At 65.7% G+C, this 20,909-nt stretch carries 23 protein-coding genes and 1 tRNA gene; 10 read left to right on the top strand and 14 right to left on the bottom strand.

The annotated features are described in order from the left end of the window. Positions 1-101 precede the first annotated feature (101 nt). Both ASD37_RS07675 and ASD37_RS07680 read left to right on the top strand, forming a co-directional pair. Complete coding sequence (locus tag ASD37_RS07675) at positions 102-716, top strand: TetR/AcrR family transcriptional regulator (RefSeq protein WP_056550204.1); 615 nt, start codon at positions 102-104, stop codon at positions 714-716. A gap of 489 nt (positions 717-1,205) precedes the next feature. Then, positions 1,206-1,787, top strand: coding sequence for a hypothetical protein (locus tag ASD37_RS07680; protein WP_056550207.1), 582 nt, complete (start codon positions 1,206-1,208; stop codon positions 1,785-1,787). Between the two features lie 1,112 nt (positions 1,788-2,899). On the opposite strand, the gene ASD37_RS07685 is transcribed toward ASD37_RS07680, so the two are convergent. The 3 genes from ASD37_RS07685 to ASD37_RS07695 all read right to left on the bottom strand — a co-directional run bounded on the left by ASD37_RS07685 (position 2,900) and on the right by ASD37_RS07695 (position 5,019). Then, on the bottom strand, positions 2,900-4,111 hold the full coding sequence (locus tag ASD37_RS07685) for a hypothetical protein (protein WP_156720783.1): 1,212 nt from the start codon (positions 4,109-4,111) through the stop codon (positions 2,900-2,902). Then, the gene (locus ASD37_RS07690; protein ID WP_082570020.1) at positions 4,108-4,680 is read right to left on the bottom strand and encodes a DUF4365 domain-containing protein; all 573 of its coding nucleotides are present in this window, start codon (positions 4,678-4,680) and stop codon (positions 4,108-4,110) included. Before ASD37_RS07690 ends, ASD37_RS07685 begins: the two co-directional genes overlap by 4 nt. 266 nt (positions 4,681-4,946) lie before the next feature. Beyond that, positions 4,947-5,019 (bottom strand) — tRNA-Arg (locus ASD37_RS07695). Between the two features lie 74 nt (positions 5,020-5,093). On the opposite strand from ASD37_RS07695, the gene ASD37_RS30855 reads away from it, so the two are divergent. After that, on the top strand, positions 5,094-5,270 hold the full coding sequence (locus ASD37_RS30855; protein WP_079924105.1) for a CsbD family protein: 177 nt from the start codon (positions 5,094-5,096) through the stop codon (positions 5,268-5,270). Here ASD37_RS30855 and ASD37_RS07700 read toward each other — a convergent pair whose 3' ends face one another. Further along, on the bottom strand, positions 5,271-6,092 hold the full coding sequence (locus ASD37_RS07700) for an LLM class F420-dependent oxidoreductase (RefSeq protein ID WP_056550217.1): 822 nt from the start codon (positions 6,090-6,092) through the stop codon (positions 5,271-5,273). Between the two features lie 136 nt (positions 6,093-6,228). Here ASD37_RS07700 and ASD37_RS07705 point away from each other — a divergent pair, with 136 nt between their 5' ends. After that, positions 6,229-7,344 carry a glutamate--cysteine ligase gene (locus ASD37_RS07705; protein ID WP_056550220.1) on the top strand — a complete coding sequence of 372 codons (1,116 nt, stop codon included), beginning with the start codon at positions 6,229-6,231 and terminating at the stop codon, positions 7,342-7,344. A gap of 1 nt (position 7,345) precedes the next feature. Here the strand turns inward: ASD37_RS07705 and ASD37_RS07710 are convergent, their stop codons facing one another. The 3 genes from ASD37_RS07710 to ASD37_RS07720 form a co-directional block, all read right to left on the bottom strand. Continuing rightward, complete coding sequence (locus tag ASD37_RS07710) at positions 7,346-8,077, bottom strand: anti-sigma factor (protein WP_056550223.1); 732 nt, start codon at positions 8,075-8,077, stop codon at positions 7,346-7,348. After that, complete coding sequence (locus ASD37_RS07715) at positions 8,074-8,655, bottom strand: sigma-70 family RNA polymerase sigma factor (protein WP_056550226.1); 582 nt, start codon at positions 8,653-8,655, stop codon at positions 8,074-8,076. Before ASD37_RS07715 ends, ASD37_RS07710 begins: the two co-directional genes overlap by 4 nt. Before the next feature lie 73 nt (positions 8,656-8,728). Continuing rightward, positions 8,729-9,469: a DUF1365 domain-containing protein gene (locus ASD37_RS07720; RefSeq protein ID WP_056550229.1), complete on the bottom strand. Its 741-nt coding sequence runs from the start codon at positions 9,467-9,469 to the stop codon at positions 8,729-8,731. Positions 9,470-9,573: 104 nt separating this feature from the next. Here ASD37_RS07720 and ASD37_RS07725 point away from each other — a divergent pair, with 104 nt between their 5' ends. From ASD37_RS07725 to ASD37_RS07735, 3 genes are all read left to right on the top strand, one after another. Continuing rightward, positions 9,574-11,286, top strand: coding sequence for an amidohydrolase (locus tag ASD37_RS07725; RefSeq protein WP_200959802.1), 1,713 nt, complete (start codon positions 9,574-9,576; stop codon positions 11,284-11,286). Between the two features lie 13 nt (positions 11,287-11,299). Then, positions 11,300-12,643, top strand: coding sequence for an APC family permease (locus ASD37_RS07730; protein ID WP_056550238.1), 1,344 nt, complete (start codon positions 11,300-11,302; stop codon positions 12,641-12,643). Positions 12,644-12,897: 254 nt separating this feature from the next. Beyond that, positions 12,898-13,356, top strand: a complete 459-nt coding sequence (locus ASD37_RS07735; RefSeq protein ID WP_056550241.1) for an STAS domain-containing protein — start codon at positions 12,898-12,900, stop codon at positions 13,354-13,356. On the opposite strand, the gene ASD37_RS07740 is transcribed toward ASD37_RS07735, so the two are convergent. The 6 genes from ASD37_RS07740 to ASD37_RS07765 all read right to left on the bottom strand — a co-directional run bounded on the left by ASD37_RS07740 (position 13,342) and on the right by ASD37_RS07765 (position 18,100). Continuing rightward, the gene (locus ASD37_RS07740; RefSeq protein ID WP_056550244.1) at positions 13,342-14,403 is read right to left on the bottom strand and encodes a poly-gamma-glutamate hydrolase family protein; all 1,062 of its coding nucleotides are present in this window, start codon (positions 14,401-14,403) and stop codon (positions 13,342-13,344) included. The genes ASD37_RS07735 and ASD37_RS07740 overlap by 15 nt on opposite strands. Beyond that, positions 14,404-15,630 (bottom strand): Nramp family divalent metal transporter, encoded by a 1,227-nt coding sequence (locus tag ASD37_RS07745; protein WP_255354815.1) that lies wholly within the window; start codon positions 15,628-15,630, stop codon positions 14,404-14,406. A gap of 66 nt (positions 15,631-15,696) precedes the next feature. Continuing rightward, positions 15,697-15,912: a hypothetical protein gene (locus tag ASD37_RS07750; protein WP_056550247.1), complete on the bottom strand. Its 216-nt coding sequence runs from the start codon at positions 15,910-15,912 to the stop codon at positions 15,697-15,699. Then, the gene (locus ASD37_RS07755) at positions 15,913-16,194 is read right to left on the bottom strand and encodes a hypothetical protein (protein WP_056550252.1); all 282 of its coding nucleotides are present in this window, start codon (positions 16,192-16,194) and stop codon (positions 15,913-15,915) included. It abuts the gene before it with no gap. An 11-nt stretch (positions 16,195-16,205) separates the two neighbouring features. After that, positions 16,206-17,297, bottom strand: a complete 1,092-nt coding sequence (locus ASD37_RS07760) for a diacylglycerol kinase (RefSeq protein ID WP_056550254.1) — start codon at positions 17,295-17,297, stop codon at positions 16,206-16,208. Between the two features lie 11 nt (positions 17,298-17,308). Then, complete coding sequence (locus tag ASD37_RS07765; protein WP_056550257.1) at positions 17,309-18,100, bottom strand: SDR family oxidoreductase; 792 nt, start codon at positions 18,098-18,100, stop codon at positions 17,309-17,311. Between the two features lie 171 nt (positions 18,101-18,271). Here ASD37_RS07765 and ASD37_RS07770 point away from each other — a divergent pair, with 171 nt between their 5' ends. The 3 genes from ASD37_RS07770 (at position 18,272) to ASD37_RS07780 (ending at position 19,991) form a co-directional block, all read left to right on the top strand. Beyond that, positions 18,272-19,144 (top strand): type IV toxin-antitoxin system AbiEi family antitoxin, encoded by an 873-nt coding sequence (locus ASD37_RS07770; protein ID WP_056550261.1) that lies wholly within the window; start codon positions 18,272-18,274, stop codon positions 19,142-19,144. 137 nt (positions 19,145-19,281) lie between these two features. Continuing rightward, on the top strand, positions 19,282-19,599 hold the full coding sequence (locus tag ASD37_RS31950) for a hypothetical protein (protein ID WP_056550266.1): 318 nt from the start codon (positions 19,282-19,284) through the stop codon (positions 19,597-19,599). 47 nt (positions 19,600-19,646) lie between these two features. Then, complete coding sequence (locus ASD37_RS07780; protein WP_056550320.1) at positions 19,647-19,991, top strand: heme-binding protein; 345 nt, start codon at positions 19,647-19,649, stop codon at positions 19,989-19,991. Here the strand turns inward: ASD37_RS07780 and ASD37_RS07785 are convergent. Continuing rightward, complete coding sequence (locus ASD37_RS07785; RefSeq protein ID WP_056550269.1) at positions 19,988-20,899, bottom strand: Ku protein; 912 nt, start codon at positions 20,897-20,899, stop codon at positions 19,988-19,990. The two genes, ASD37_RS07780 and ASD37_RS07785, sit on opposite strands and share 4 nt — an antisense overlap. Positions 20,900-20,909 lie beyond the last annotated feature (10 nt).

Below are 20,909 nucleotides of genomic sequence, written 5' to 3' on the forward strand. Positions count from 1 at the left end.
ACCGGACGAAACGCTCGAATCGAAACGTTGCCTTCGTCACTGTGGACAACACTGTTGTACAACACTGTTGTCTCGTCAAGTGGAAGGGCTAAGGTCGCACTATGCCGCCCGAAATCGACACGAGCGCACGTCTCACGGAGATCGCTCAAGCCACCCTCGACGTGGCCCGTGAGGAGGGGCCGCGCTCCGTCACGATCCGAGCCGTAGCCGCCCGCATGGGTCGGTCGACGACGGTCATCACGAAGTACGTCCCCAGCCGATCCGCGCTGCTGGTCAACGCGGTGTCGCATGTTCGTGCCGGGTGGGACGCGGCGGTGGCGGAGGTCCTGGACCGGAAGTCCGGCTTGAATCGTCTTCGCGCCCTTATGGATTGGACTCTTGACACAGAGGACTACGACGACGCAGCCCGCCGGCTGTGGCACGAGATCCTCGCCAAGGAGGAACCCGCAAGCGACCAGTGGGGGGCGTTGGTCGACGAAGCCCACGACGATCACGCATCGATCGTCACGACGATCGAAGAGTCGGCGATCGACGCGCCTCCATGGCTGGCCGACGTTCTCTTCCTGGTGTCTCGCGGTTTCTTCGTCTCGACGGTCAAGGATCCAGAGGACTGGAGTGGAGACCGGGCGCGCGTGGCCGTCAACGCGATGCTCGACGACCTCTTCCCCCAGGGCGCTGCGAAGCCCAACGGCCTGCGAAAGCGCGGAAAGGCCTGACCTACGGCTGAAGAACGTGTGGTGCCCCCGGCATGATTCGAACATGCGACACCGGCTTTTGTAGCAGTCGGGTTTCAATGCTGACTTTGCTCGGGATTGGTAGCTAGCAGCCAAGATTGGCGCTGCAAGTCTTTAGCGATTTGCGCTGTTGATCGCTGGATCCGGTTCATTAGCGATGGCTAAACGATGGGTCGAACTGTTGTTAATGGGCCCCTTACGCTCTGCTGCGGTATGCGCCGGATCGGCCCGCAGGTGTGTCGAATAATCCGCCAGCCGCCGGGGTGGCGGATTGGATCTAAGGCAGCAGTTCGGATTGGGGGGCCGTGCCGTCACCCGGCTGCGGCGCGCCGCGCGCGTGTAACTAGCCGAAGCGAATCGAGCCGCCCGTCCACTTGGAAGGGCGCTTAAGAGTGTCCCGGATGTCACCTTAATGACCCCAATTCGAATCTAAATGCTTCCTATTGCGTCTTAATCTGGTAGCTTCGGTGCATGGCTAGCGATCAGATCGTCGCCGCGCTGGAGACCCTGCGCGGCGAGTTCGCCACTGCGAAAGCAAGTGCGGGACGGCTCGAGCAGCAGCTCGCCGAGGCGAATGCACTGCTCAAGCGCCTAGGCGCCGCTATCCAATCGCTTGAGAAGCTGGTGGTTTCGTCGGCCACGGGGCCAGGTGATCCGTTCGACGTCCCCATCAATTTCGACGATGGGCGGGGACTCACTACGGACGAGGATGAGCACGGTGTACCGCGCATCTTTTCTCGCTATTTGCCGCCCGGCGGTCAGCGTCTCAAGTCGAAGTTGATGGTTTTCGATTTGTTACAGAAGCTCGGCCGACCAGTGACACGTGACGAGCTCCGGCACAGCTTCTTTGAGTTCTACGGACGCGAGAATCTTGAGCAGTACTGGCAACGGCCGGACAGTGCTTTGAATACGGCGATAGATCGAGCCAGCGCTGATGGGGTCATCTTGGAGACGCAAGCCGAGAAGGGCCGACCGGCCATGTATTTCACTGGATTTGTTGATTCCGATACGGGCACTCCGGCGATGTATTACGGGGAGGGTGACGATGCCTGAACAGACCTAGGGCTCGGCCTTGAGAGCTGCCCGGACGCGGGTGGCGCGAGCCCTACCGGGGCCGAGCAGGCGTCGACCTGCTCGGCCTCGCAGCCTCCGTTGGGAGGTGAACGGACACGCAGTCCGCAGGGTAGGCACCCTAAAGTCTCTCGGGCGACGGCCCGGGAGGCAAGCGTCATTTGCCGTAGGAGACACGTGTGTTCTGAAATTTGGTCTCTATATCCGCAGGAGAGGGGTGCGCTCGCCTACATGGCGGCACGGTGAACTCCGCGCGGCCGTTCAGCACGGCGCGACCTCGGCCAATCCCTGCGACGCCTTGGCGGCTTCGCGCGTGTCGGCGACTGCTGCCGCTTCGAGCGCATACCGCTAACGGCGACATAGGTTCCCGATCTGTGCGCAGCGGTAGACACCGCACCGCCCGCCTACCCGGGGTACAGGCTAACGATGTCTTTCTGGCTTACACCGGGCGACGTGCGAACGAGTGCGCGGGCCTGGAGGTACGTGACTTGTGTTCGCCCACGGCAGGACCGGCGCGCGCTGCTCCGCACAGGGCCGACGCACGAAGGATCCACGCAGGGGGAGTGGGTATCTCGACGCCATGTAGAGCGCACGCAGCCGTCGTAGTGTGCCGCTGCCGCCTCGGCTCGCGTTGGCGTGCGCGATTACCTCGAGAAGCATCTTCGCGCCGATGAGCCAACGGCTCCGTTGTGGCCCGGCAGAACTAGCGCAGGCGGAGACCGCACAACACGCGGCGGACCAACGACAGCCCGGCGCGCGACCGCGCTCGACTGGTCGGAGCCCGTCGACACGGGCACGTTCTATCGGTGGAGCTACCGCCCTTGTCGCCGCCGGACTGCAAGCTACGCCCCGGCTCGTAACGGGGCGGCGGCGACGCGCGAAGTCTGGGTGGACGACGTATGGCACGGCTTCGCCGTCATGCATTTCATGGCCGGCACGCACTTCATGCAGGTGTCGAAAGTAGTTGGGGCACAGCATATTTCCCATGCTTCTGAAGACGTGCGGGCGACTGTACCCCGGAGGGAGACGGTGGGCGGTCAACCACCTGCCCGAGCCTCCGAGTTTGTAGGCGGCGACGGTATGCAGTTGTTTCCTCAGAAAAGTGGATCCTGGTCGTCGGGAATCTCTTCCGCATAGTCGTCATCGATCGCGTCGTCGTCATTGGAGTGGTCGGAGATCATGCGGATGCGTGTCGGCTCGACAAGCCAGTTGTAATTGCCTTGCTTTTGGATGATGCCAGACACACGTAGGGGCACGTCACTCCTGTGGGCCTCGATCGCAACCTCGTACTGCTCCGGGCTTAGGGTCATCCGTACCGTGCGCAAGCGAGGCTGATTGGCAACGTGAAGGCGAACCGTATATTCGCCAATGTTTGCTACGTGCTCAAGCAGGGTAACTTCGCCAACCAGATTGACAGGCTCCGGTTCCGCAGTAAGACGGAGTGACTCTCCGACTTGCTCAAGCACCAGAGATTCCGTTGCCCCAAAACTGTACTCGTAGGCGAACTGAACTAGAGAATCTCGCGAGCCAGCCCGAGAGAACCTTACTGAACCGTCTCCTCGGTTTGAGAGTTCGGCCAGCGCCATGGCCATCTCGTAGGAAAATCCCACTGGCACGATCTCTTCGAAAATTGTGGTCCGAGGGTCGGTTCGAAATTCATCGAGTTTTCCGCGGGTTAACGCAACTATCTCTTCCAGCTTGTCAACGATTTCCGCGCCGCTCCGACTCTCAACATCGATCAACTTTGATGCTTGTGCCGCTTCGCTATTTTCACTGAAGAAGAATCGAGCATTGGCCGGGATATACGCGGTGACCACATAACTACCGAGTTCAGACTGGCCCATCAGCGTCGCATCTAGAAGTTTTCGCGCGATGTAGGGAGAGAAGTTTCCGTAATAGCGCCTGGGCCTCTGCGAAGCTTTGGCAGAAGCGGCGAGAGCATCGTGAGCTACTTCGTGCAGCTTTTGACCGATGTTCCATTGGATCATTCCCGTGTCCAGGAACGACTCCTTGGACCAGCGAGTGGCATCCAGCGAGGATCGGCGTTGAACTTCCAGCAGTTCGGCAGCCCGCTCGAAGTCGGCACCGTGTTGGTAGACAAGAGCCTTATAGGCGCGGTCAAGCAACTGGTCGAAGTCTGCTTTATGGGGATCGACCGGCACCAATATGTTCGAGTCAAAATTGGGGTTCGTCCAGATGTCGTACGGCTGCTCGATTGGACGCGGGGATGGCTCCCAATGGAACTGACGGAGCAGCACATAGATCGACTGCGGATCGTTGGCGCCTGGAAAGATCTCCACAGTCATGGCTTTTCCCACTGCCCGATGCGCTGCATCATCCGGCACAAAGACAGATCGTCGAATATCTGGCTAGTTGGTGCCCGCACCGTGATCGATTGCTGATCAGGATTTTCGATCGGAGGCAAGCCTTGCAAGTTCACCCAATAGGCTCGATGATGCAGCCGCAATGCAGTTTCCCCGGCTTTGACCCACTTCTCTTGGTCGTCGGGCATGTGCAAAATCACAACTATCTTGTTTATGGTGAGATCGGTTGCGCGAAAATCGTCATATCGCGAGCGTTTCAATGTGGCTGTGACGAATTTTCCCTGCTCAATGGGACCTTTGCCGCTCGACTTCATCTGCACTTCGAGGTGAGCAGTATGGTCGCCCATTTTGTGCGCGTCTGCACGATGGGTGAGGCGGAGGTCCACCCCTTCATCGATCGCTGGTATCCCCGCGATGATGCACCCCGCTGCTGCAGCGACACCGCGGACGTACGCCTCCTGAAACGACTCCATCATCTCGTCGATCCGGCTCGGCGACCCCCGGACCACTGGCGGCGTGACGATGCTCCCGCCTCTAGCATCCCCCGCCATGGCGGGAGTCTACTTCTGCTCGCCATGGGATTGATCCTCTTACGGGCTACCGACAGCGACCCGTCGTCGCATGCCGGGGTAGTGCCGGGGCCAGGTAGCCGACCGACGATCGTCAAAGCGGTAAGAAGCTGTTGCAAGGTGCCCCACCAGGGCTCGAACCGGGGACCTGCGGAATAAAGTCGCTAGGTGATCGGTGGACGCTGACCCTGTGACGGTCTAAACGATGGATCGTTTCATTTAGGCACGTTAAAGACAGCGTCTGACAGTGCCCCCGGCATGATTCGAACATGCGACACCGGCTTTAGGAGAGCCGTGCTCTATCCCCTGAGCTACGGGGGCGGACCGGATCGCAGCATACCGAAGTCATCGCCAAGTTCGTGTTTCCCCTGGTCATGGAACGGCTACACCACCCCATGAGCACTTCCAAGAAGGCCAAGAACTCCGTCGACAAGCTGGCGGGCCGCGTCAAGGAGAACTTCGGCGAGATCACCGGCAACGACCGCCTCCGCACCGAGGGCAAGGTCGACCAGGTGAAGGCTCGCGTGAAGCAGACCGGCGAGCACCTCAAGGACGCACTCCGCGGTCGCTGATCAGCGAAGCAGCGCGATGACTTTCGCGAATGCCTCCGCGTGGGGCTGCTGCACGGTGATGTAGGTGACCCCGTACGCGTCGCGGTAGCGGCGGATTTCGTCGGCGATGTCGCCGGGCGAGCCGGCCAGCACGCCCGGCGTCCGCAACAGTTCCTCGTCGCTGAGCTCCGGCAGGAACCGGCGGGTGATCGACAGGTCGGGCGTCCCGCTGTCGTCGATCGGCATGGCGGTGATCGCAATGTTGAGCTCGAGGTCCTCGAACCGTTCGCCGGCCGCCCTGCGCACGAACTCGATCCGCTCCGCGAGAGGGTCCCCCTCGGGGCCTTCCGGATCGCCTCCGGTCAGGCCGATGACGTGAGCCCGCTCCGCGGCGATCGTCAGCACCCGATTCCCATTGCCCGCGATCAAGATCGGGACGTCGGGGGCGTGCTCACCGATGTACTCCACGACGTGGCGCAGGTGGTCGACCCGCTCTCGCGCACTCGGATACGGGATCTCGGCGGCCTTGAACTCCGCCTCGACGTAGCCGGTGCCAAGGCCGAGCTCCAGCCGACCGCCGGTGAGGTCGTGCATCGCCATGACGTCGCGCGCCAACAATGCGGGCTTGTAGAACCCGGCGTTCAGCACGAACGTGCCCACGTGCAGTTTCTCGGTGGCGGCCGCCGCGGTCATCAACGTCGGGAACGGCGCGGGTGCTCCCAGATGGTCGGGAACGTGCAGGACGTCGTAGCCCATGTCCTCCGCGCGGTGCGCCCAATCCTGAACCGACGATTGCCGTGGGGCGGCGTGCAGGCCGAACCCGAACCGAAAATCTCGCGCCATGACCCGAGCCTAGATGTCGGTTCGACAACGGATGTTTGACCCCGCGGACGGCGGGGCAATTGAATTCTCAAGCCGCGCACTCACCTCGCGCGGCAGTAGGAGTGACACCCTGATCCGGCCCGTTGTGAACGATCCGATGGGCCGGATCAACACTCCCGAACCCCCGACCTACGGCGTCGAAGAAGAGTTCCTGCTCGTCGACCCCAACACTGGGGAGCCCGCGCCGCTCAACACCGCCGTCGCCGAGCACGCCAAGCACCAAGGCGTCGACCTCGAACTCGAGTTGACCAGCTGCCAGGTCGAGACGACGTCCGAGGTGGCGAGCTCCAGCGCCGACCTTCGAGCTGAGCTCATCCGGCTTCGCCGCGTCGCCTCCCAGGCTGCCGAGGAGGCGGGCGCCCGTCTGCTCGCCGTCGCCTTGCCCCCGACGCTGCCGCAGCACTTTCCCGTCACCGACAAGCCGCGCTACGCCCACATTGCCGAGCGGTTCGGGATGATCGCCCACGAACAGGGCATCTCGGGTTGTCACGTGCACGTCGCGGTCACCGACCGTGACGAGGCCGTGCAGGTCAGCAACCGGTTACGCCCCTGGCTGCCGCTGCTTCTCGCGCTGACCGCCAACTCGGCGGTGTACCGCAACGCCGACACCGGGCATGCGAGCTGGCGCAGCGTGCTGTGGGCGCGCTGGCCCAGCGCGGGTCCGCCGCCCCACTTCGACTCCGCCGACGAGTACGACGCCGCCGTTCAGGAGATGCTCGCGTCGGGCGCGATGCTCGACGACGGCATGGTCTATTGGGACGTCCGCCCGTCGGCCAACTTCCCGACCGTCGAGGTTCGGGTCGCCGACGTCCCTGCCACCGTCGCCGACACGGTCCTGTTCGCCACCCTGGTCAGGGCGCTGGTCATGACCGTCATCGCCGAGGGGGAGCGCGGCGAGCCGGTGGCACCCATCGCAGCGCATGTCCTCAAGGCGGCCTACTGGACGGCCGCCCGCTACGGACTCGACGGCCAGCTCGTCGACCTGCCGGGCGATCGCGCCCTCCGTCCTGCCGCTGAGCTGTTGCACGCCTTGGTCGACCGGCTCGAGCCGGCGCTGACCGTGCTCGGCGACCACGACATGGTGCGCACGGAGGTCGACCGCGTGCTGACCACCGGCAACGGCGCCATGCGGCAGCAGCGCGCATGGCGACGCCGCGAGGACGTGTCCGACGTCGTCGACGAGGTGGCAGCCGCCACCGTGGAGGGGCTGTGAGTCAGGCGAGCGGAAGCTCGGCGAACGCCGGGGTCGTCGGCGCCGACGAGCCGCCGCTGGGCTCCACAGTGAAGGCGAGAGTCGTCGACCCGTCCAAGTCCGGAAGCACCGCGGTGGTCGACGGGGCGACGGCCGCGGAGTCCATGGTGCCCGCCGACTCAGGACCTTTCGCGCCGACCAACCACATTTGGTAGACGGTGCCCGGCGCTGGGGGTTCGACGTTGTTCATCACCAACACCGCCGCGTTGCGTTCGCGGGAGAACACCACGGTGGCGGTACCTCCGGTCGGGATCGCACCTGAGACGGTCCTGACGTCCTTGGCCGCAAAGATCTGTTCTGCCGCAGAGGGTTTCGGCTCAGGCCGCACCGCGATACCGACGCCGACCGCACCAAGCCCGATGGCCACCGCTGCGGCAGCGGCGAGCGCGGCGGCGCGCCAACGCGTCGACTGCGGGCGCATCTCGATGACCCGCGCCTCGCCGCCCACGGCGGCGAGCAGGCGTTCGCGCAGCTGGCTTGGTGGCTCCTGCGCCGTCGACGCAGACATCTTCGCCATGGTCTCTCGTACCGCTCGAACCTCGTCGGCGAAGGCGATGGCAACGGGCGGCGGAACGTGGGTCAGTTGTCGGTCGATGTCGTCGAGCTCGGTCTGCGGCATCGCGTGCAGCGCGTACGGCGTGGCAAGGACGAGCAGGTCGTTCGACGAGAAGTCAACGTCGTGTGGTTCGGTCACGAGACCCCCAAACACTTGCGCAACCCACGAATGCCGTCGCGCATCCGTGACTTAATGGTGGCAAGGTTCGCCGCCAAACGCTCGGATACCTGCACATAGGTCAGGCCCTCGTAATACGCCAGCTGAATGCACTCGCGCTGAGGATCGGTCAGCGACGCGAGGCATTCGGTGACTTGGCGCTGTTCGTCGAGCTGGATGACGGCTTCGGCGACCCGGTCGGCTGGCAGGTCGACGTTGGCCGCGCCGTAGCGCGATTCCCGTTGGCTGGCCGACTGCTCGGACCGCACCCGGTCGACGGCCCTGCGGTGCGCCAGCGTCATCAGCCAGGCAAGGGGGGTTCCCGCCGCCGGGTTGTACGTCCTCGCGTTACGCCACACCTGCAGGTAGACGTCCTGAGTCGTCTCCTCGCTGTACCCGGGATCGCGGAGCACGCGCAGCACCAACCCGAAGACCCGTGCGCGGGTGTTGTCGTAGAACGCGGCGAATGCCTCGACGTCCTCTTCTGCCACCCGGCGCAGCAAGGCGTCGAGGTCGGCTGTCACGCCGCGAAGTGTACTGGCCTGCGCGAGGGTGGTCACGATAACCGCGGTTTGAGCGGTCGTGGCGTGAAAGGGGATGTGCCGGGGCGAGATTCGACAGCCCTCGGTCGGGTCATAATTGGCCGACCTTTTCGCGCTCCGGGATGGGGGCCTCCCGAACGACGGGCGCTCGTTGCGTCCACAGCGTGACCCCCTGAAGGCGGATCCACATTTCGCCGATCAACGGCGCCAGCGGAGCCACCAGCTGGAGCCGCAGGAGGTTGGCAATCGACGCCTTCCGCCGCGTGCCGTCGAGAGTCGCCACGAATGCGGGCTTGTTCTCGCGATGCAGGGAGATCGTGACGGCGAGCTCGGCGTCGGGCAGCGGGGCGCGCACGAGGTAGTAGCCGTCGGCCTCATTGATGGGTGAGACGAACAGTGCCTTCTTCACAGCCGCCGGCTGAGCTCCGGTGGGTGGCAGCAGGTAGGCGTGCCGGTCACCGGAGGTGCTGTGCACCTCGGCGATGACGTGGCGCAGGGTGCCGTGGCGGTCGTGGCACCAAAAGATGCTGAGCGGGTTGAACACGTAGCCGAGCACGCGTGCCTGCAGTAGCGCGGTCACGGTTCCACCCGGCAATTCGACGCCCCGGTTGGCGAGGTACTGGTCGACGCGGGCGCGCAACGTGTCTGGACCTTCGGCAGGCGGCGAAAGATGTTCGGCCGCTTCAAAACTCGCGAAGGGCTGCAGCCACCGCGGGAGTTGGGGCAGCTCGTCGACGTCGACGTACCAGCTGTACCCACCCTGTTCGAAGTAGTGGTGCACTGGCGTGCGACTCAAATGGGTGAGTCGCGTCCGGTAGAGGGCACTCAGCATGGCGCCGGCACCACTGTCTCGCTGCCCGGCACGATCGGCTCCAATGCGTCGCCGACGAGCTCTCTACGTTCCACATTTGGTATTCGGCGCTGAACACCCTGCGGATGGGCCGTTACGCCTTGCGAAAGCGTCGATGCCGCGTAGTGTGCCGATCCGTGGCAATAACGCTATTTCGCAACGGAACCATTTGGGTATGCGCCTCAGAACCGACGGAAAGCGCACTTTTGGTTCAAGACGGCGTCATTGCCGCCCTCGGTGATGAGGCGCTGACAATGGCGGCGGAGCATGCCGAGACCGTCGAGGTCGACCTCGACGGCGGGTTTCTGATGCCGTCCTTCGGCGACGGGCACGCCCACCCCATGCTCGGCGGCCTCGAGTTCGTGGGGCCCGCCGTTCGGCCGTGCGATTCGGTGGAGGAGATCGTCGCCGAGGTCCGCAAGTTCGCCGAGGCCAATCCCGATGAGGAATGGATCGTCGGCGCTTCCTACAACGGCAGCCTCGCCGAGAACAGCCTCTTCGACGCTCGCTGGTTGGACGAGGCGGTGCCGGACCGGCCGGTGGCGCTGCGGGCCTGGGACTACCACACCATGTGGGTCAATTCCGTTGCGCTGGAACGCGCAGGCATCACCCCCGAGACACCCGACCCGGTCATCGGCGAAATTCCGCACCGTGAGGACGGCTCCGTGCTCGGCACCATGCGCGAGTGGGGCGCGGTCGACCTCGTCACCGCCGTGATGCCCGAGCGCGACGAGGACGTGCGAGTGGCCGCACTCGGCACTGCAGCGGACTACTACCTCGCGAGGGGCGTCACCTGGGTTCAGGACGCGTGGGTCGAACCCGCCGACCTCGAGACGTACCTGACGGCGGCACAGCGCGACGCCCTCCGAATCCGGTTCAATCTGGCCCTCTACGCCGACCCCCGCCACTTCGACTCGCAGCTCGCCGGTTTCGCCGACGCCCGCCGCCGCGTCGAGGAGGCAGGCTCGCCATTCTTGACCGCGCACACCGTGAAGTTCTTTGCCGACGGCATCGTGGAGAACGAGACGGGCGCGATGCTGGCGCCGTACTGCACGGGGCTGCACGAGCATTCCAGGGGGCAGGAGCGCAGCGACTCGGGGGATCAGCACGGCATGACCGTGTGGGAGGGCGACAGCCTCGCCCAGGCCGCGCGTCGCGTGGACGAGCTCGGGTTCCAAATCCACATTCACGCCATCGGTGACGCCGCGGTGCGCCAGGCCCTCGACGCCATCGAATACGCGATCGAGTCCAACGGCCCTAGGGACCGACGGCCGGTGATCGCCCACGTTCAGCTCGCCGACGACACCGACCTCGAACGGTTCGCCGCCCTCGGCGTCATCCCGTGCATGCAACCCCTGTGGGCGCAGATGGACGCGCTGATGACGGTGCTGACGGTGCCGCGTCTCGGCACCGAACGCGCCGACAAGCAGTACCGCATGCGCAGCCTCGACGAATCCGGTGCACCGCTCGCGCTGGGTTCGGATTGGCCGGTGTCCTCGGGGGCGCCGCTGGACGGCATCGCCACCGGAATCTCACGCCGCACGTCGGACGGAGAACCCGAGGGTGGGTGGACGCCCGAGGAAGCCCTGACCATCGAACGCGCGCTCGGCGCCTATACCGCCGGGGTCGCCGAACAGGCCTTCGCCGAAGGCACGTGGGGGCGCCTGGCTCCCGGTGCCAGCGCGGATCTGGTGTGGCTGGCCGGCGACCCACGCGAGACGCCCGCCTCGCAGCTTCCCGACGTCGTCGTTCGGGCCACCTACCTCCGAGGCGAACTCGGATACTCGGTTACACCCTAGAAAGGGATCAGCAATGTCGGCAGTAACTCCTACCGTTGCGACGGAAGAGGGTCACCTCAAGCGGGCTCTCGGCGTCCCCGCGCTCGTGCTCTTCGGCATGGTCTACATGGTGCCGCTCACGGTGTTCACCACCTACGGCATCGTGACCCAGCTGACCGGTGGCCGGCTGTCGGTCGCCTACCTGGTGACGCTGGCGGCCATGGTGTTCACCGCGAGGTCCTACGCGCGGATGTCGGCCGCGATCCCGGTAGCGGGTTCGACCTATGCCTACACGCAGCGGACCTTCGGTGCGCCCGTCGGCTTCCTGGCGGGCTGGTCGTTGCTGCTCGACTACCTGTTCCTGCCGATGCTGAACTACCTGTTGATCGGCGTCTACATGAATGCGGCGATTCCCGCCGTGCCGAACTGGGTGTGGATCCTGGGGTCGATCGTCGTCGTGACGGTTCTCAACATCGTCGGCATCGTGTCGGTGGCGAGGGCGAACTTCCTGCTGCTGGCCTTGCAGGGCATCTTCATCGTGGTGTTCGTGGTGATGGCCTTCCTGACCATCAACAAGGTGGGCACCGTCGACTTCATGGCGCCGTTCACCGGTGACGGCAGCGTGAGCGGGGCAAACCCGATCTTCGCCGGTGCGGCAATCCTGTGCCTGTCCTTCCTCGGCTTCGACGCCGTCTCGACGCTGTCCGAAGAGGCGAAGGATCCGACCAGGACCGTTCCCAAGGCGATCATGATCGCGACGATCACGTGCGGGCTGATCTTCTTCGGCCTGTCCTACGTCTCGCAACTCGTGTTCCCCTCGAACCAGTTCGCCGACGTCGACTCGGGCTCCCTGGACGTGATGACCGCTGCGGGTGGTCAGTTCCTGAACACGTTCTTCACCGCCGCCTACATCGTCGGCTGCATCGGTTCCGCGCTGACGTCACAGGCGTCCGTTGCCCGAATTCTCTACGCCATGGGCCGCGACGGAATCATGCCGCGCAAGGTGTTCGGACACGTCTCGCTGCGCTTCGCGACGCCGACGTTCGCCATCCTGGTGGTCTCGGTCGTCTCGCTGGTGGCCATCTGGATCGACCTCGGGTTCCTCGCGTCGATCGTCAGCTTCGGGGCACTGATCGCCTTCTCTGCGGTGAACCTCACCGTCATCAAGCACTACTTCGTCGACGCGGGCGAGAAGAACGTCTTCAACAACGTCGTGTTGCCGGGAATCGGCTTCCTCCTGACTGCGTGGCTGTGGACCAGCCTGTCCTGGCTCACGTTGGAGGTCGGCTTCATCTGGCTCGCCATCGGCGTCATCTGGCTGGCCGTCGTGACGCGTGGCTTCCAGCGGCCGACGCCGGTGCTTGCCATCGAGGAGTAGCTACGGAATCCGTCGTGGCGTGCCTCTGCGCACGTCACGACGGGCCCCGTGGGTGCCCCTGAGCGGCCTTCGGTTTGCTCTCGGGAGTGGTGGCAACGGATCGCGTCGCACATCTGGCAAATCGCCCCCATGGGGGCTCGATTACCGACTTTTCCGCTGTTTGCGAATGTCGACACCCACTGCGGAATTCGTTGTACGTTCCCCCTACGTCGAGAGCACGGCGCCCCAACCGTTCTCTAATTCAGGGGGTCACCATGGCACCCATCGGAACATGTCGCGTCTACCGTCCCGATCCGAGGTCCATCGGCATCGGTGAGCATTGGGGCAGGGCCAGTGCGTCGGTGGTCCTGCAACCCGCCGTCGTCGTCTCGATCCGCGGTGAAGTCGACGCGAGCAACGCGACCCGGCTGGCGGGCTATCTGGAGCGGCACGTCGCGATTGCCGGGGCGCTCGTCGTCGACGCCACCGCCGTCGACTTCTTCGGCGCTCCCGCCTTGGCTGCTCTGCACAGGGTCGACCGGTGCTGCGCCGCGATCGGGGTCAGCTGGCGCCTGATCGAGGGTCCCGCGCTGCGACGGGTCATGCGAGTCTGCGATGCGATCGATCTGCCGCGCGCCGACGACGTCGAATCGGCGTTCCGAGAGCTGGGCGTGTCTTCGGAGGGCAGGAGCGAAGCGACCCGGGAAGTGAACGCGCCGTCAGTCGTCGGCTGACGGCCAGGCCTTCGCCGCCGCGGTCAACCCGACGACGAGTGCCCTCGTCGGGGCGCTCAAGCCGTCGTCACCGGTGGGCCCGCTGCGCGGGCTGATGCCCCGCACCCGCGGCGTCAGCTCGAGTTGCGCGCCGCCTCCGCTCGCCCGGTTCACTGGATTGTCCGGATGGAGGCCGCGCAGTTCGCGCGGGATGGCGTCCAGATCGTTGACCACCTCGAAGCCTGGCACCGACACGTACGCGGCGAGATGCGCTGCCAGAGTCCGATTTCCGCCGCCAGCCAGCAGCTCCATGGTGCGTCCCACGCGGCCGTAACCGTGCAGCGAGACCACCACGTCGACGTGGGTGAGGAAGGCGTCCAGGAGGGCGGACTCCCCGGCGCGGTACGCGGCCGACGACAGGTGGTGTGGGTAGTTCTGGGGGTGCCGGACGACGTACACCGACGCGTCGGCGGCCAGCGCCGCACGTTCGGCGATGACGTCGGTCATCCGCTCCAGCCCACCGCCGTGGATGGCGAGAAAGCCGAAGCGTGACCGCAGCGTGCTGGATTCGACGACGTCGGGATCGGCGAGCAGCTCCGAAAGCGTCTGCGGCGCAGGCAAATCCGTGTGGGGCAGGCGGCGTGGCCAGTTGACCGGATCCCATCGGTGGAGGTACTCGACCCACCGCGTCGGCAGACCGTGGTGGGTGGCGCCGCCGATGATCCGCTCCAGGTACCCGGGGCGAGGGGCGCCCGGTTCGACGCGCGGGTCGACGTAGACCCACGCCTCGGCGGGCCCGTCGTCGGTCTCCACGGTCATCCGGTCGCGTCGATACCGCACCGGGACGCCCTCCGCGCTGTCGAGCACCGTCAGGTCGTGATCACTGATCTGCCACAGCACCCCGTGCACGCGCGCCCCGTCGAGGGGTTCCACCGTCGCGACGCCGCGTTCGTTGATGAGCCAGTCGTGGTCGGCGAGTGCCGCGGGGCGCGGATCGCTCGCGTCGGGACAGCGGCGCGTCATCTGGGTCACGTCCAGGTTGGACCCGTACGCGAAGTAGGGCTGCATTCAGCCGGTAACCGTCAGGTAGATCAGGACCACGTTGAGAACACTAATGATCCCGGCGACCGTCCAGCCGAGTGCGGTCGTGACGCGATGGTTGACGTCACCGCCCATCAGGGTCCGACTGCTGGTCAGCCGGATCAGCGGCACCAGTGCGAACGGAATGCCGAACGACAGCACCACCTGCGAGAGCACCAGGGCACGGCTCGGGTCGACGCCGATGGCCAGCACGACGAGCGCCGGGATCAGGGTGACGACCCTGCGCAGCAGCAGTGGGTAGGACTTTCGCAGCAGGCCCTGCATGATCATCGCGCCTGCGTAGGCCCCGACGGAGGTGGATGCGAGCCCGGAGGCCAGCAGACCGATCGCGAAGAACAGGGCGACGGTGTGTCCCAACGAGTTCTGCACCGCGGCGTAGGCGCCCTCGATGGAGTCGGTGTTGTCCACGCCCTGCAGGTTGGTGGCGGCGACGAGCAGCATCGCGAGGTTGACCGCGCCCGCGACGAGCATGGCAAGGCCGACGTCGTAGCGGGTGGCCCGCAGCAGGTGGCGCCGCGGCGCACCCTCGTCGGGCTGGCCGTGCCGGTCGCGGGCGAGTGCCGAGTGCAGGTACACGGCGTGCGGCATGACGGTCGCACCGAGCATCGCGGTGGCCAGCAGGATGCTCTCGGCGCCGTCGAATTTCGGTACCAAGCCGCCGATCACGTCGCTCGGGGCCGGCGGGGCGACGAAGAGGCTCGTGAGGAAGCCGACGGCGATGACGAGGAGCAGGCCGGTGACGATGCGCTCGAACACGCGCTGCCCGCGGCGGTTCTGCACCGCGAGCAAGAAGATGGACACCACACCGGTAATGACGCCGCCGACCAGCAGGGGCAGGTCGAACAGCAGGTACAGCGCAATCGCGCCACCCACCACCTCGGCGAGATCGGTTGCCATGGCCACCAATTCGGCTTGCAGCCAGTAGGCGACCCTGGTTCGGGTTCGGGAGTGGTCGGCGACGGCCTCCGGCAGGGTGCGTCCGGTGACGAGTCCGAGCTTGGCCGACAGGTACTGCACCAGGCCGGCCATTACGTTGGCGACCAGGATCACCCACACCAGCAGGAAGCCGTACTGCGCGCCGGCGCTGACGTTGGCGGCGACGTTGCCGGGGTCGACGTAGGCGATCGCGGCCACGAAGGCAGGTCCGAGCAGCATCACGGTGGCGCGCTGCGGCACCTTGTTCGCGATCGACAACACCGTTCCCTTCTATCCGGACAAGCGAATAGAAAAGTTAGGTTAGCCGAAATCTGGGTCTGGTGGCTACCAGGGGAAGCCGACGACCACGCCGCCGTAGGGCCACCACGCGTTGTCGTTCATCGCCGGGGGAGACGTGGTGATCTGGGAGTGGCCCGGGGTGTCGCACTGCGTCGTCGTCGGGCCGGTGTTGACGCACTGGGGTGCCGCAGCCGCAGATGGCGCCAGTGCCACTGCGGTCGCTGCCGAGACGACCGCCAAAGCGGTTGTCAGGGAACGCATTTAACCGCGCTCGCCGCCACCGATGACCAGAGCCGAACCGTAGAACTCGTCATCCCAGGGGTAGCTCCAGGTGGGCACGTCGGGCGCCTCGGCGGAGATCTCGACGTTGCCGGGGGTCTGGCACTCGGTGGTGCTCGTGCCGGTTTCCCCGACCTGCCCGGTCGACGTGCAGGCCGGCTGGTTGGAGACTTCGTTCGGCTCGGCCGACGCGGCAGGGGCGACGACGACCGCGGCCGCGGCGCCCGCCGACGCGATCAAACCGATGAGGTAGCGCGTGCGCATGGCAGGCCCTTCTAAGCGTTGGACAGCAGATTCCCAGCGTACAACCCTTTTCCGGTCACCAGGGGCAAGTCGAGCGTCGTCCGAATGCCGGGAGGTGCGGCCACCACCTCGGGGATCGCGTTGACCACCCGCGCCGCCGTCGCCACGCAGCCGGCGTGGTTGTGGTCGCCGTTGGGGCTGCTGAGGCACAGGTCGATGGAGTAGGTCGGCTCGCCGGTGATCTCGATGCGATACGAGCCGCCCTCCTGGGCCGGTTGGGGCCAGTCCGGGCACAGGTCGTCGCGGGTTCTGGTGACGTGCTCCAGCACGACGGCTGCCTTCCCGTCGACCATGCCCCGGACCTCGAAGCGAAGGGCTGCCGCGGTGCCCTTGGCGATGCGCCCCGACGCAATGTCGAAGTCCTCGGGGGCGGGTTCGCGGACGTAGCTCTGCGTGACCTCGTCCAGGGTGACGCCGAGGCCCGCGGCGAGCTGCCGCACCACCGAGCCCCAGGCGAGGCTCAGCACGCCGGGCTGCAGCAGCATCGGGGTCTCGTCGAGCGGCTTGCCGAAGCCCATCACGTCGAACATGACGGTGGCGCTGTCATAGGTGTCGTAGTTGATGATCTCCATGCAGCGGATCTGTTCGACGCTCTGACATGTCCCGGCGAGTGCCATCGGGATGAGGTCGTTGGCGAAGCCGGGGTCGATGCCGTTGACGAAGATGCTGGACCCGCCCGCTTCGGCGGCCTCGGCGATGGGCGCGATCATCTCGTCGGGCAAGGTGCCCCAAGGGAATTGGAGGAACACCGCTGCGCTGGCGACCACGTTGACGCCGGCGGCCAGGATGCGTCGGTAGTCCTCGAGCGCCTCGACGAGTCGGTTGTCGGCCATCGCGGTGTACACCACGCACTGGGGCTTGGCAGCGAGGATGGCGTCCAGGTCGGTGGTGGCCGTGATGCCGGTCGATCGGTCGAGTCCGGCGAGCTCGCCGGCGTCCTTGCCCGCCTTGGCATCCGAGGACACCCACACGCCGGTGAGCTCGAATCGGGGGTCTCTGATCAGCTGGGTGAGCGCGTGCTTGCCGACGTTGCCGGTGCCGATGGCTGCGACCTTGATCGCCATGTGGTCGTCCTTTACAGGTCGGGGATCGGGAAGGTGAAGTTGGGGAAGGTGATGCCGCCGTCGACCTCGAGGGTCTTGCCGGTCAGGTAACTGCCGGCGGGCGACGCGAGATAGACGGCGGCCGCGGCGATGTCGGTGGGATCGCCCAACCGGCGCATCGGCGTGGCGTCCTCCATCGGTTTGCGCAGCTCGTCGTTGCTGGCCAGGACGTCGAGTGCCGAGGTGAGGATCGACCCCGGCGCGATGGCGTTGACGCGGATGCGCGGCGCCAGATCGAGGGCAGACAGCCGGGTGTAGTGGGCGAGCGCCGCCTTGGCGGTCCCGTACGCCGCGAACCCTCGGCCGGAGACTCGGCTCATGGTCGATGTGATGTTGATGATGCTGCCGCCGCCGGAGTGTTCGAGCATCAGCGGGACGGCGGCCGTGGTCAGCGCGTGGGCCGTCGTCACGTTGAACGTGAAGGCGTCGCGAAGATCCTTGGTCGAGGTGTCCAACAGTGGCGCCGGCATGCTGCCGCCGACGTTGTTGACGACGATGTCTAGTTTGCCGAAGGCCTCTACGGCCTGCTGCGCCAGCGACGCGGTGTCCTCCGGATGGGCCAGGTCGGCGACCACGACGTGCGCGCGGCGCCCGGTGGCCCTGATCTGCTCGGCCACCTCGTCGAGCTGTGACTGCGTCCGCGCCGCGATCACCACGTCGGCGCCTGCTTCGGCGAAGGCCAGCGCCATGGCGGCGCCGAGTCCGCGTCCTGCTCCGGTGACGACGGCCACCTGACCGTCGAGTTTGAACTTGTCCAGAATCACGGTCGCGACGCTACTAGAACACGTTCTAGTTTGTCAGCGGATCGCGAGTTCTGCGCCACGGTCGCGATTCAGCGGCGATCACGACCCTGCCGCAGAAATCGCGGACGTGCCTGTGCACAACTCGTTCCCCCGGGGCCTTTTCCGTCGGTGCCGACGGCCAGCATGCGAGACATGTGGCAGCCAATCGTAGGTAGTGAGGCCATCCGCGACGGCCATCTCACCCGCGGCGGGCTGCGGTGGAACTACACCGCCGCCCACCCACGCGTCTACGTTCCGAACGGCGCCGATCAGACTGTGCTGACGAACGCGCACGCGGCCTGGCTGTGGACGAGCAGACGCGGGGTGATCGCAGGGCGCGCCGCGGCGGCCTTGCACGGAGCCAAGTGGGTCGACGCGTCGACTCCCATCGAGGTGGTCACGGCGCACACCCGTCCGCGGGCTGGAGTGATCGTGCGCGAGGAGCGGATCGGCGCGGACGAGATCACCGAGGTCTGCGGTCTGCCCGTCACGACGCCGGCCCGCACCGCGCTGGACCTCGGCCGACACCTGCCGCGCAACGTTGCGGTGGCGCACCTCGACGCATTGGCCGCCGCCACTGCAGTTACGGCAACCGCCGCGCTGGAGTTGGCTGCGCGATACCGGGGAGCGCGTGGTGTGCGGCGGGCGCGAATTGCGTTGGGGCTGATGGATTCCGGGGCCCAGTCGCCGAAGGAGACCTGGCTGCGCCTCATCCTGGTGGACGACGGTCTGCCGGCGCCAAGAACCCAGATCGAGGTATCCGACGGAGTCGCTCGGGCGTTCATCGACATGGGTTACGACGAGCCAAAGGTCGGCTTGGACTACGAGGGAGCGCATCACAGTGCCGAGCGGAGGCAGTACGTCCACGACATCGGCAGAGGCGATCTCGTCGACCGCCAGGGTTGGATCGACCTCCGGGTCGTGGCCGAACACAGTCGACGATTCACGCTCGATCGAGTGCGGGCCGCGTTCGCCCGTCGCGGCTGGACTCCACCGCCTTCGCCGAGTTCTGCACCGCGGTCGTGATCTCGCGGAATCAGCAGCCCTGGTGCAGATGTCGCGGTGGGCGAAAGCAGGGATGCGCAAACACCCTGGCACGACGTCCAGCGGTGGTACCTTCCGCTCATCGACCGCCGAGCGACGGCGCGCGAAGGGGGAGTGTCATGCGTGTGAAGACATCGACGGTGGCGGGGATCTTCGCCGCCACGTGCGCCGCGGCGGCCATCGCTGCCGCGCCAACCGCCTTCGCCGACGAAAGCTGCGACCCGGCGGTCGTGAATTGCGACACCGCCGGCATCGTCGACAGCCCTGGCAACGTCCAAATCAACGACGCGCCAGCACCATCGGACAACGCGAGCTATCCCTTCGACAACGACTGGTACTTCAACCCGGCCGGCGGCGGCACGGATCTCCAGCCGAACAACGCATCGCACTCCGGCGGCGGTGGCGGTGGCGCCTCCGGCGGTGGCGGACATCGATAGTGTCGACAGTCATCCGTAGCGCCATTCACACCGAAGGAGACTCATTCATGTCGATTCCCACGCGAGCCACGCTCGGCGTCGTAGCTGCCGCCATCACCGGGGCAGTGTTGTTCGGTGCGGCGCCGTCAGCCCTTGCCGATCCGCCGCCACCGCCGGCGCCCGGCTGCTCGGCGGCCGACTTCGAACAGCTCAAGGGCGTGGTCTCGACGGCGACGGCGGACTACTTCTTCACCCACCCCGACGCCAACGCCTTCTTCTCGACGCTCAAGGGGCAACCCCGCGACCAAGTCAAGAAGCAGGTCGACGACTACTTCGCCGCCAATCCTCAGACGAAGTCTGAACTCGACGGCATCCGCCAACCGATTCGGGACATGAAGGCTCGCTGCAGCTAGTCCTTCGCGGCGGCCTTCTTGGCCGGTGCCTTCTTTGCGGCCGTCTTCTTCGCCGGTGCCTTCTTGGCGGCGGCTTTCTTGGCGGGTGCCTCGTCCGCGGGTGCCTTCTTGGCGCCAGCCCGCGCCTGCACGCTGGCCTCCAGCTTGGCCAGCAGATCCGACACGTCGTCGGTCTCGTCAAGGTTCTCCGCGGGCTGTTCCTCGACCGAGAACGCTTGCCCGCCGTCGATCTTGGCTTGGATCAGCTCCATCATCTCGACGCGGTAGTCGTCGGTGAACGCCTCGGGATGGAAGTCGTCGGTCATCGACTCGACGACCTGGCCAGCCATCTTGAGCTCGGCGGGCTTGATGTCGACCTTCTTGTCCAGCTCGGGGAAGTCGGGGTCCCGAATCTCGTCGGGCCACAGCAGGGTGTGCACGATCATCACCTCGCGCTTGCCGAAGTCCTTGACGCGCAACGCCGCCAGCCTGGTCTTGCTTCGCAACGCGAAGTGCACGATCGCGACCCGGTCGGTCTCGGCGAGCGTCTGCGCCAGCAGCATGTAGGACTTCGACGACTTCGAATCTGGCTCGAGGAAGTAGCTCTTGTCGTACATCAGCGGGTCGATCTGGTCGGCCGGAACGAACTCGACGACTTCGATCTCCCGGCTGCGTTCTTCGGGCAGCGTGGCGATGTCCTCGTCGGTGATGATGACGGTTTGACCGTCGTCAGCGTCGTACGACTTTGCGATGTCGCGATATTCGACGACCTCGCCGCACACCTCGCAGGTCCGCTTGTAGCGGATGCGACCGTTGTCCTTCGCGTGGACCTGGTGGAACTTGATGTCATGGTCTTCAGTCGCGCTGTAGACCTTGACCGGCACGTTCACCAGGCCGAAGGCAACCGATCCCTTCCAGATGGAACGCATGACCCAGTAT

The organism is Mycobacterium sp. Root135 (genome assembly GCF_001426545.1).
Taxonomy (GTDB): Bacteria; Actinomycetota; Actinomycetes; order Mycobacteriales; family Mycobacteriaceae; genus Mycobacterium.

Excerpts from the sequence above, each read along its gene's own strand:
- ASD37_RS07755 (WP_056550252.1), bottom strand. The coding sequence starts at position 16,194 with ATGCGCACGCGCTACCTCATCGGTTTGATCGCGTCGGCGGGCGCCGCG.
- ASD37_RS07760 (WP_056550254.1), bottom strand. The coding sequence starts at position 17,297 with ATGGCGATCAAGGTCGCAGCCATCGGCACCGGCAACGTCGGCAAGCAC.
- ASD37_RS07690 (WP_082570020.1), bottom strand. The coding sequence starts at position 4,680 with ATGGCGGGGGATGCTAGAGGCGGGAGCATCGTCACGCCGCCAGTGGTC.
- ASD37_RS07740 (WP_056550244.1), bottom strand. The coding sequence starts at position 14,403 with ATGCAGCCCTACTTCGCGTACGGGTCCAACCTGGACGTGACCCAGATG.
- ASD37_RS07780 (WP_056550320.1), top strand. The coding sequence starts at position 19,647 with ATGTCGATTCCCACGCGAGCCACGCTCGGCGTCGTAGCTGCCGCCATC.
- ASD37_RS30855 (WP_079924105.1), top strand. The coding sequence starts at position 5,094 with ATGAGCACTTCCAAGAAGGCCAAGAACTCCGTCGACAAGCTGGCGGGC.
- ASD37_RS07680 (WP_056550207.1), top strand. The coding sequence starts at position 1,206 with ATGGCTAGCGATCAGATCGTCGCCGCGCTGGAGACCCTGCGCGGCGAG.
- ASD37_RS07720 (WP_056550229.1), bottom strand. The coding sequence starts at position 9,469 with ATGCTGAGTGCCCTCTACCGGACGCGACTCACCCATTTGAGTCGCACG.
- ASD37_RS07675 (WP_056550204.1), top strand. The coding sequence starts at position 102 with ATGCCGCCCGAAATCGACACGAGCGCACGTCTCACGGAGATCGCTCAA.
- ASD37_RS07730 (WP_056550238.1), top strand. The coding sequence starts at position 11,300 with ATGTCGGCAGTAACTCCTACCGTTGCGACGGAAGAGGGTCACCTCAAG.
- ASD37_RS07725 (WP_200959802.1), top strand. The coding sequence starts at position 9,574 with ATGGGCCGTTACGCCTTGCGAAAGCGTCGATGCCGCGTAGTGTGCCGA.
- ASD37_RS07700 (WP_056550217.1), bottom strand. The coding sequence starts at position 6,092 with ATGGCGCGAGATTTTCGGTTCGGGTTCGGCCTGCACGCCGCCCCACGG.
- ASD37_RS07770 (WP_056550261.1), top strand. The coding sequence starts at position 18,272 with ATGTGGCAGCCAATCGTAGGTAGTGAGGCCATCCGCGACGGCCATCTC.
- ASD37_RS07685 (WP_156720783.1), bottom strand. The coding sequence starts at position 4,111 with ATGACTGTGGAGATCTTTCCAGGCGCCAACGATCCGCAGTCGATCTAT.
- ASD37_RS31950 (WP_056550266.1), top strand. The coding sequence starts at position 19,282 with ATGCGTGTGAAGACATCGACGGTGGCGGGGATCTTCGCCGCCACGTGC.
- ASD37_RS07735 (WP_056550241.1), top strand. The coding sequence starts at position 12,898 with ATGGCACCCATCGGAACATGTCGCGTCTACCGTCCCGATCCGAGGTCC.
- ASD37_RS07705 (WP_056550220.1), top strand. The coding sequence starts at position 6,229 with ATGGGCCGGATCAACACTCCCGAACCCCCGACCTACGGCGTCGAAGAA.
- ASD37_RS07785 (WP_056550269.1), bottom strand. The coding sequence starts at position 20,899 with ATGCGTTCCATCTGGAAGGGATCGGTTGCCTTCGGCCTGGTGAACGTG.
- ASD37_RS07750 (WP_056550247.1), bottom strand. The coding sequence starts at position 15,912 with ATGCGTTCCCTGACAACCGCTTTGGCGGTCGTCTCGGCAGCGACCGCA.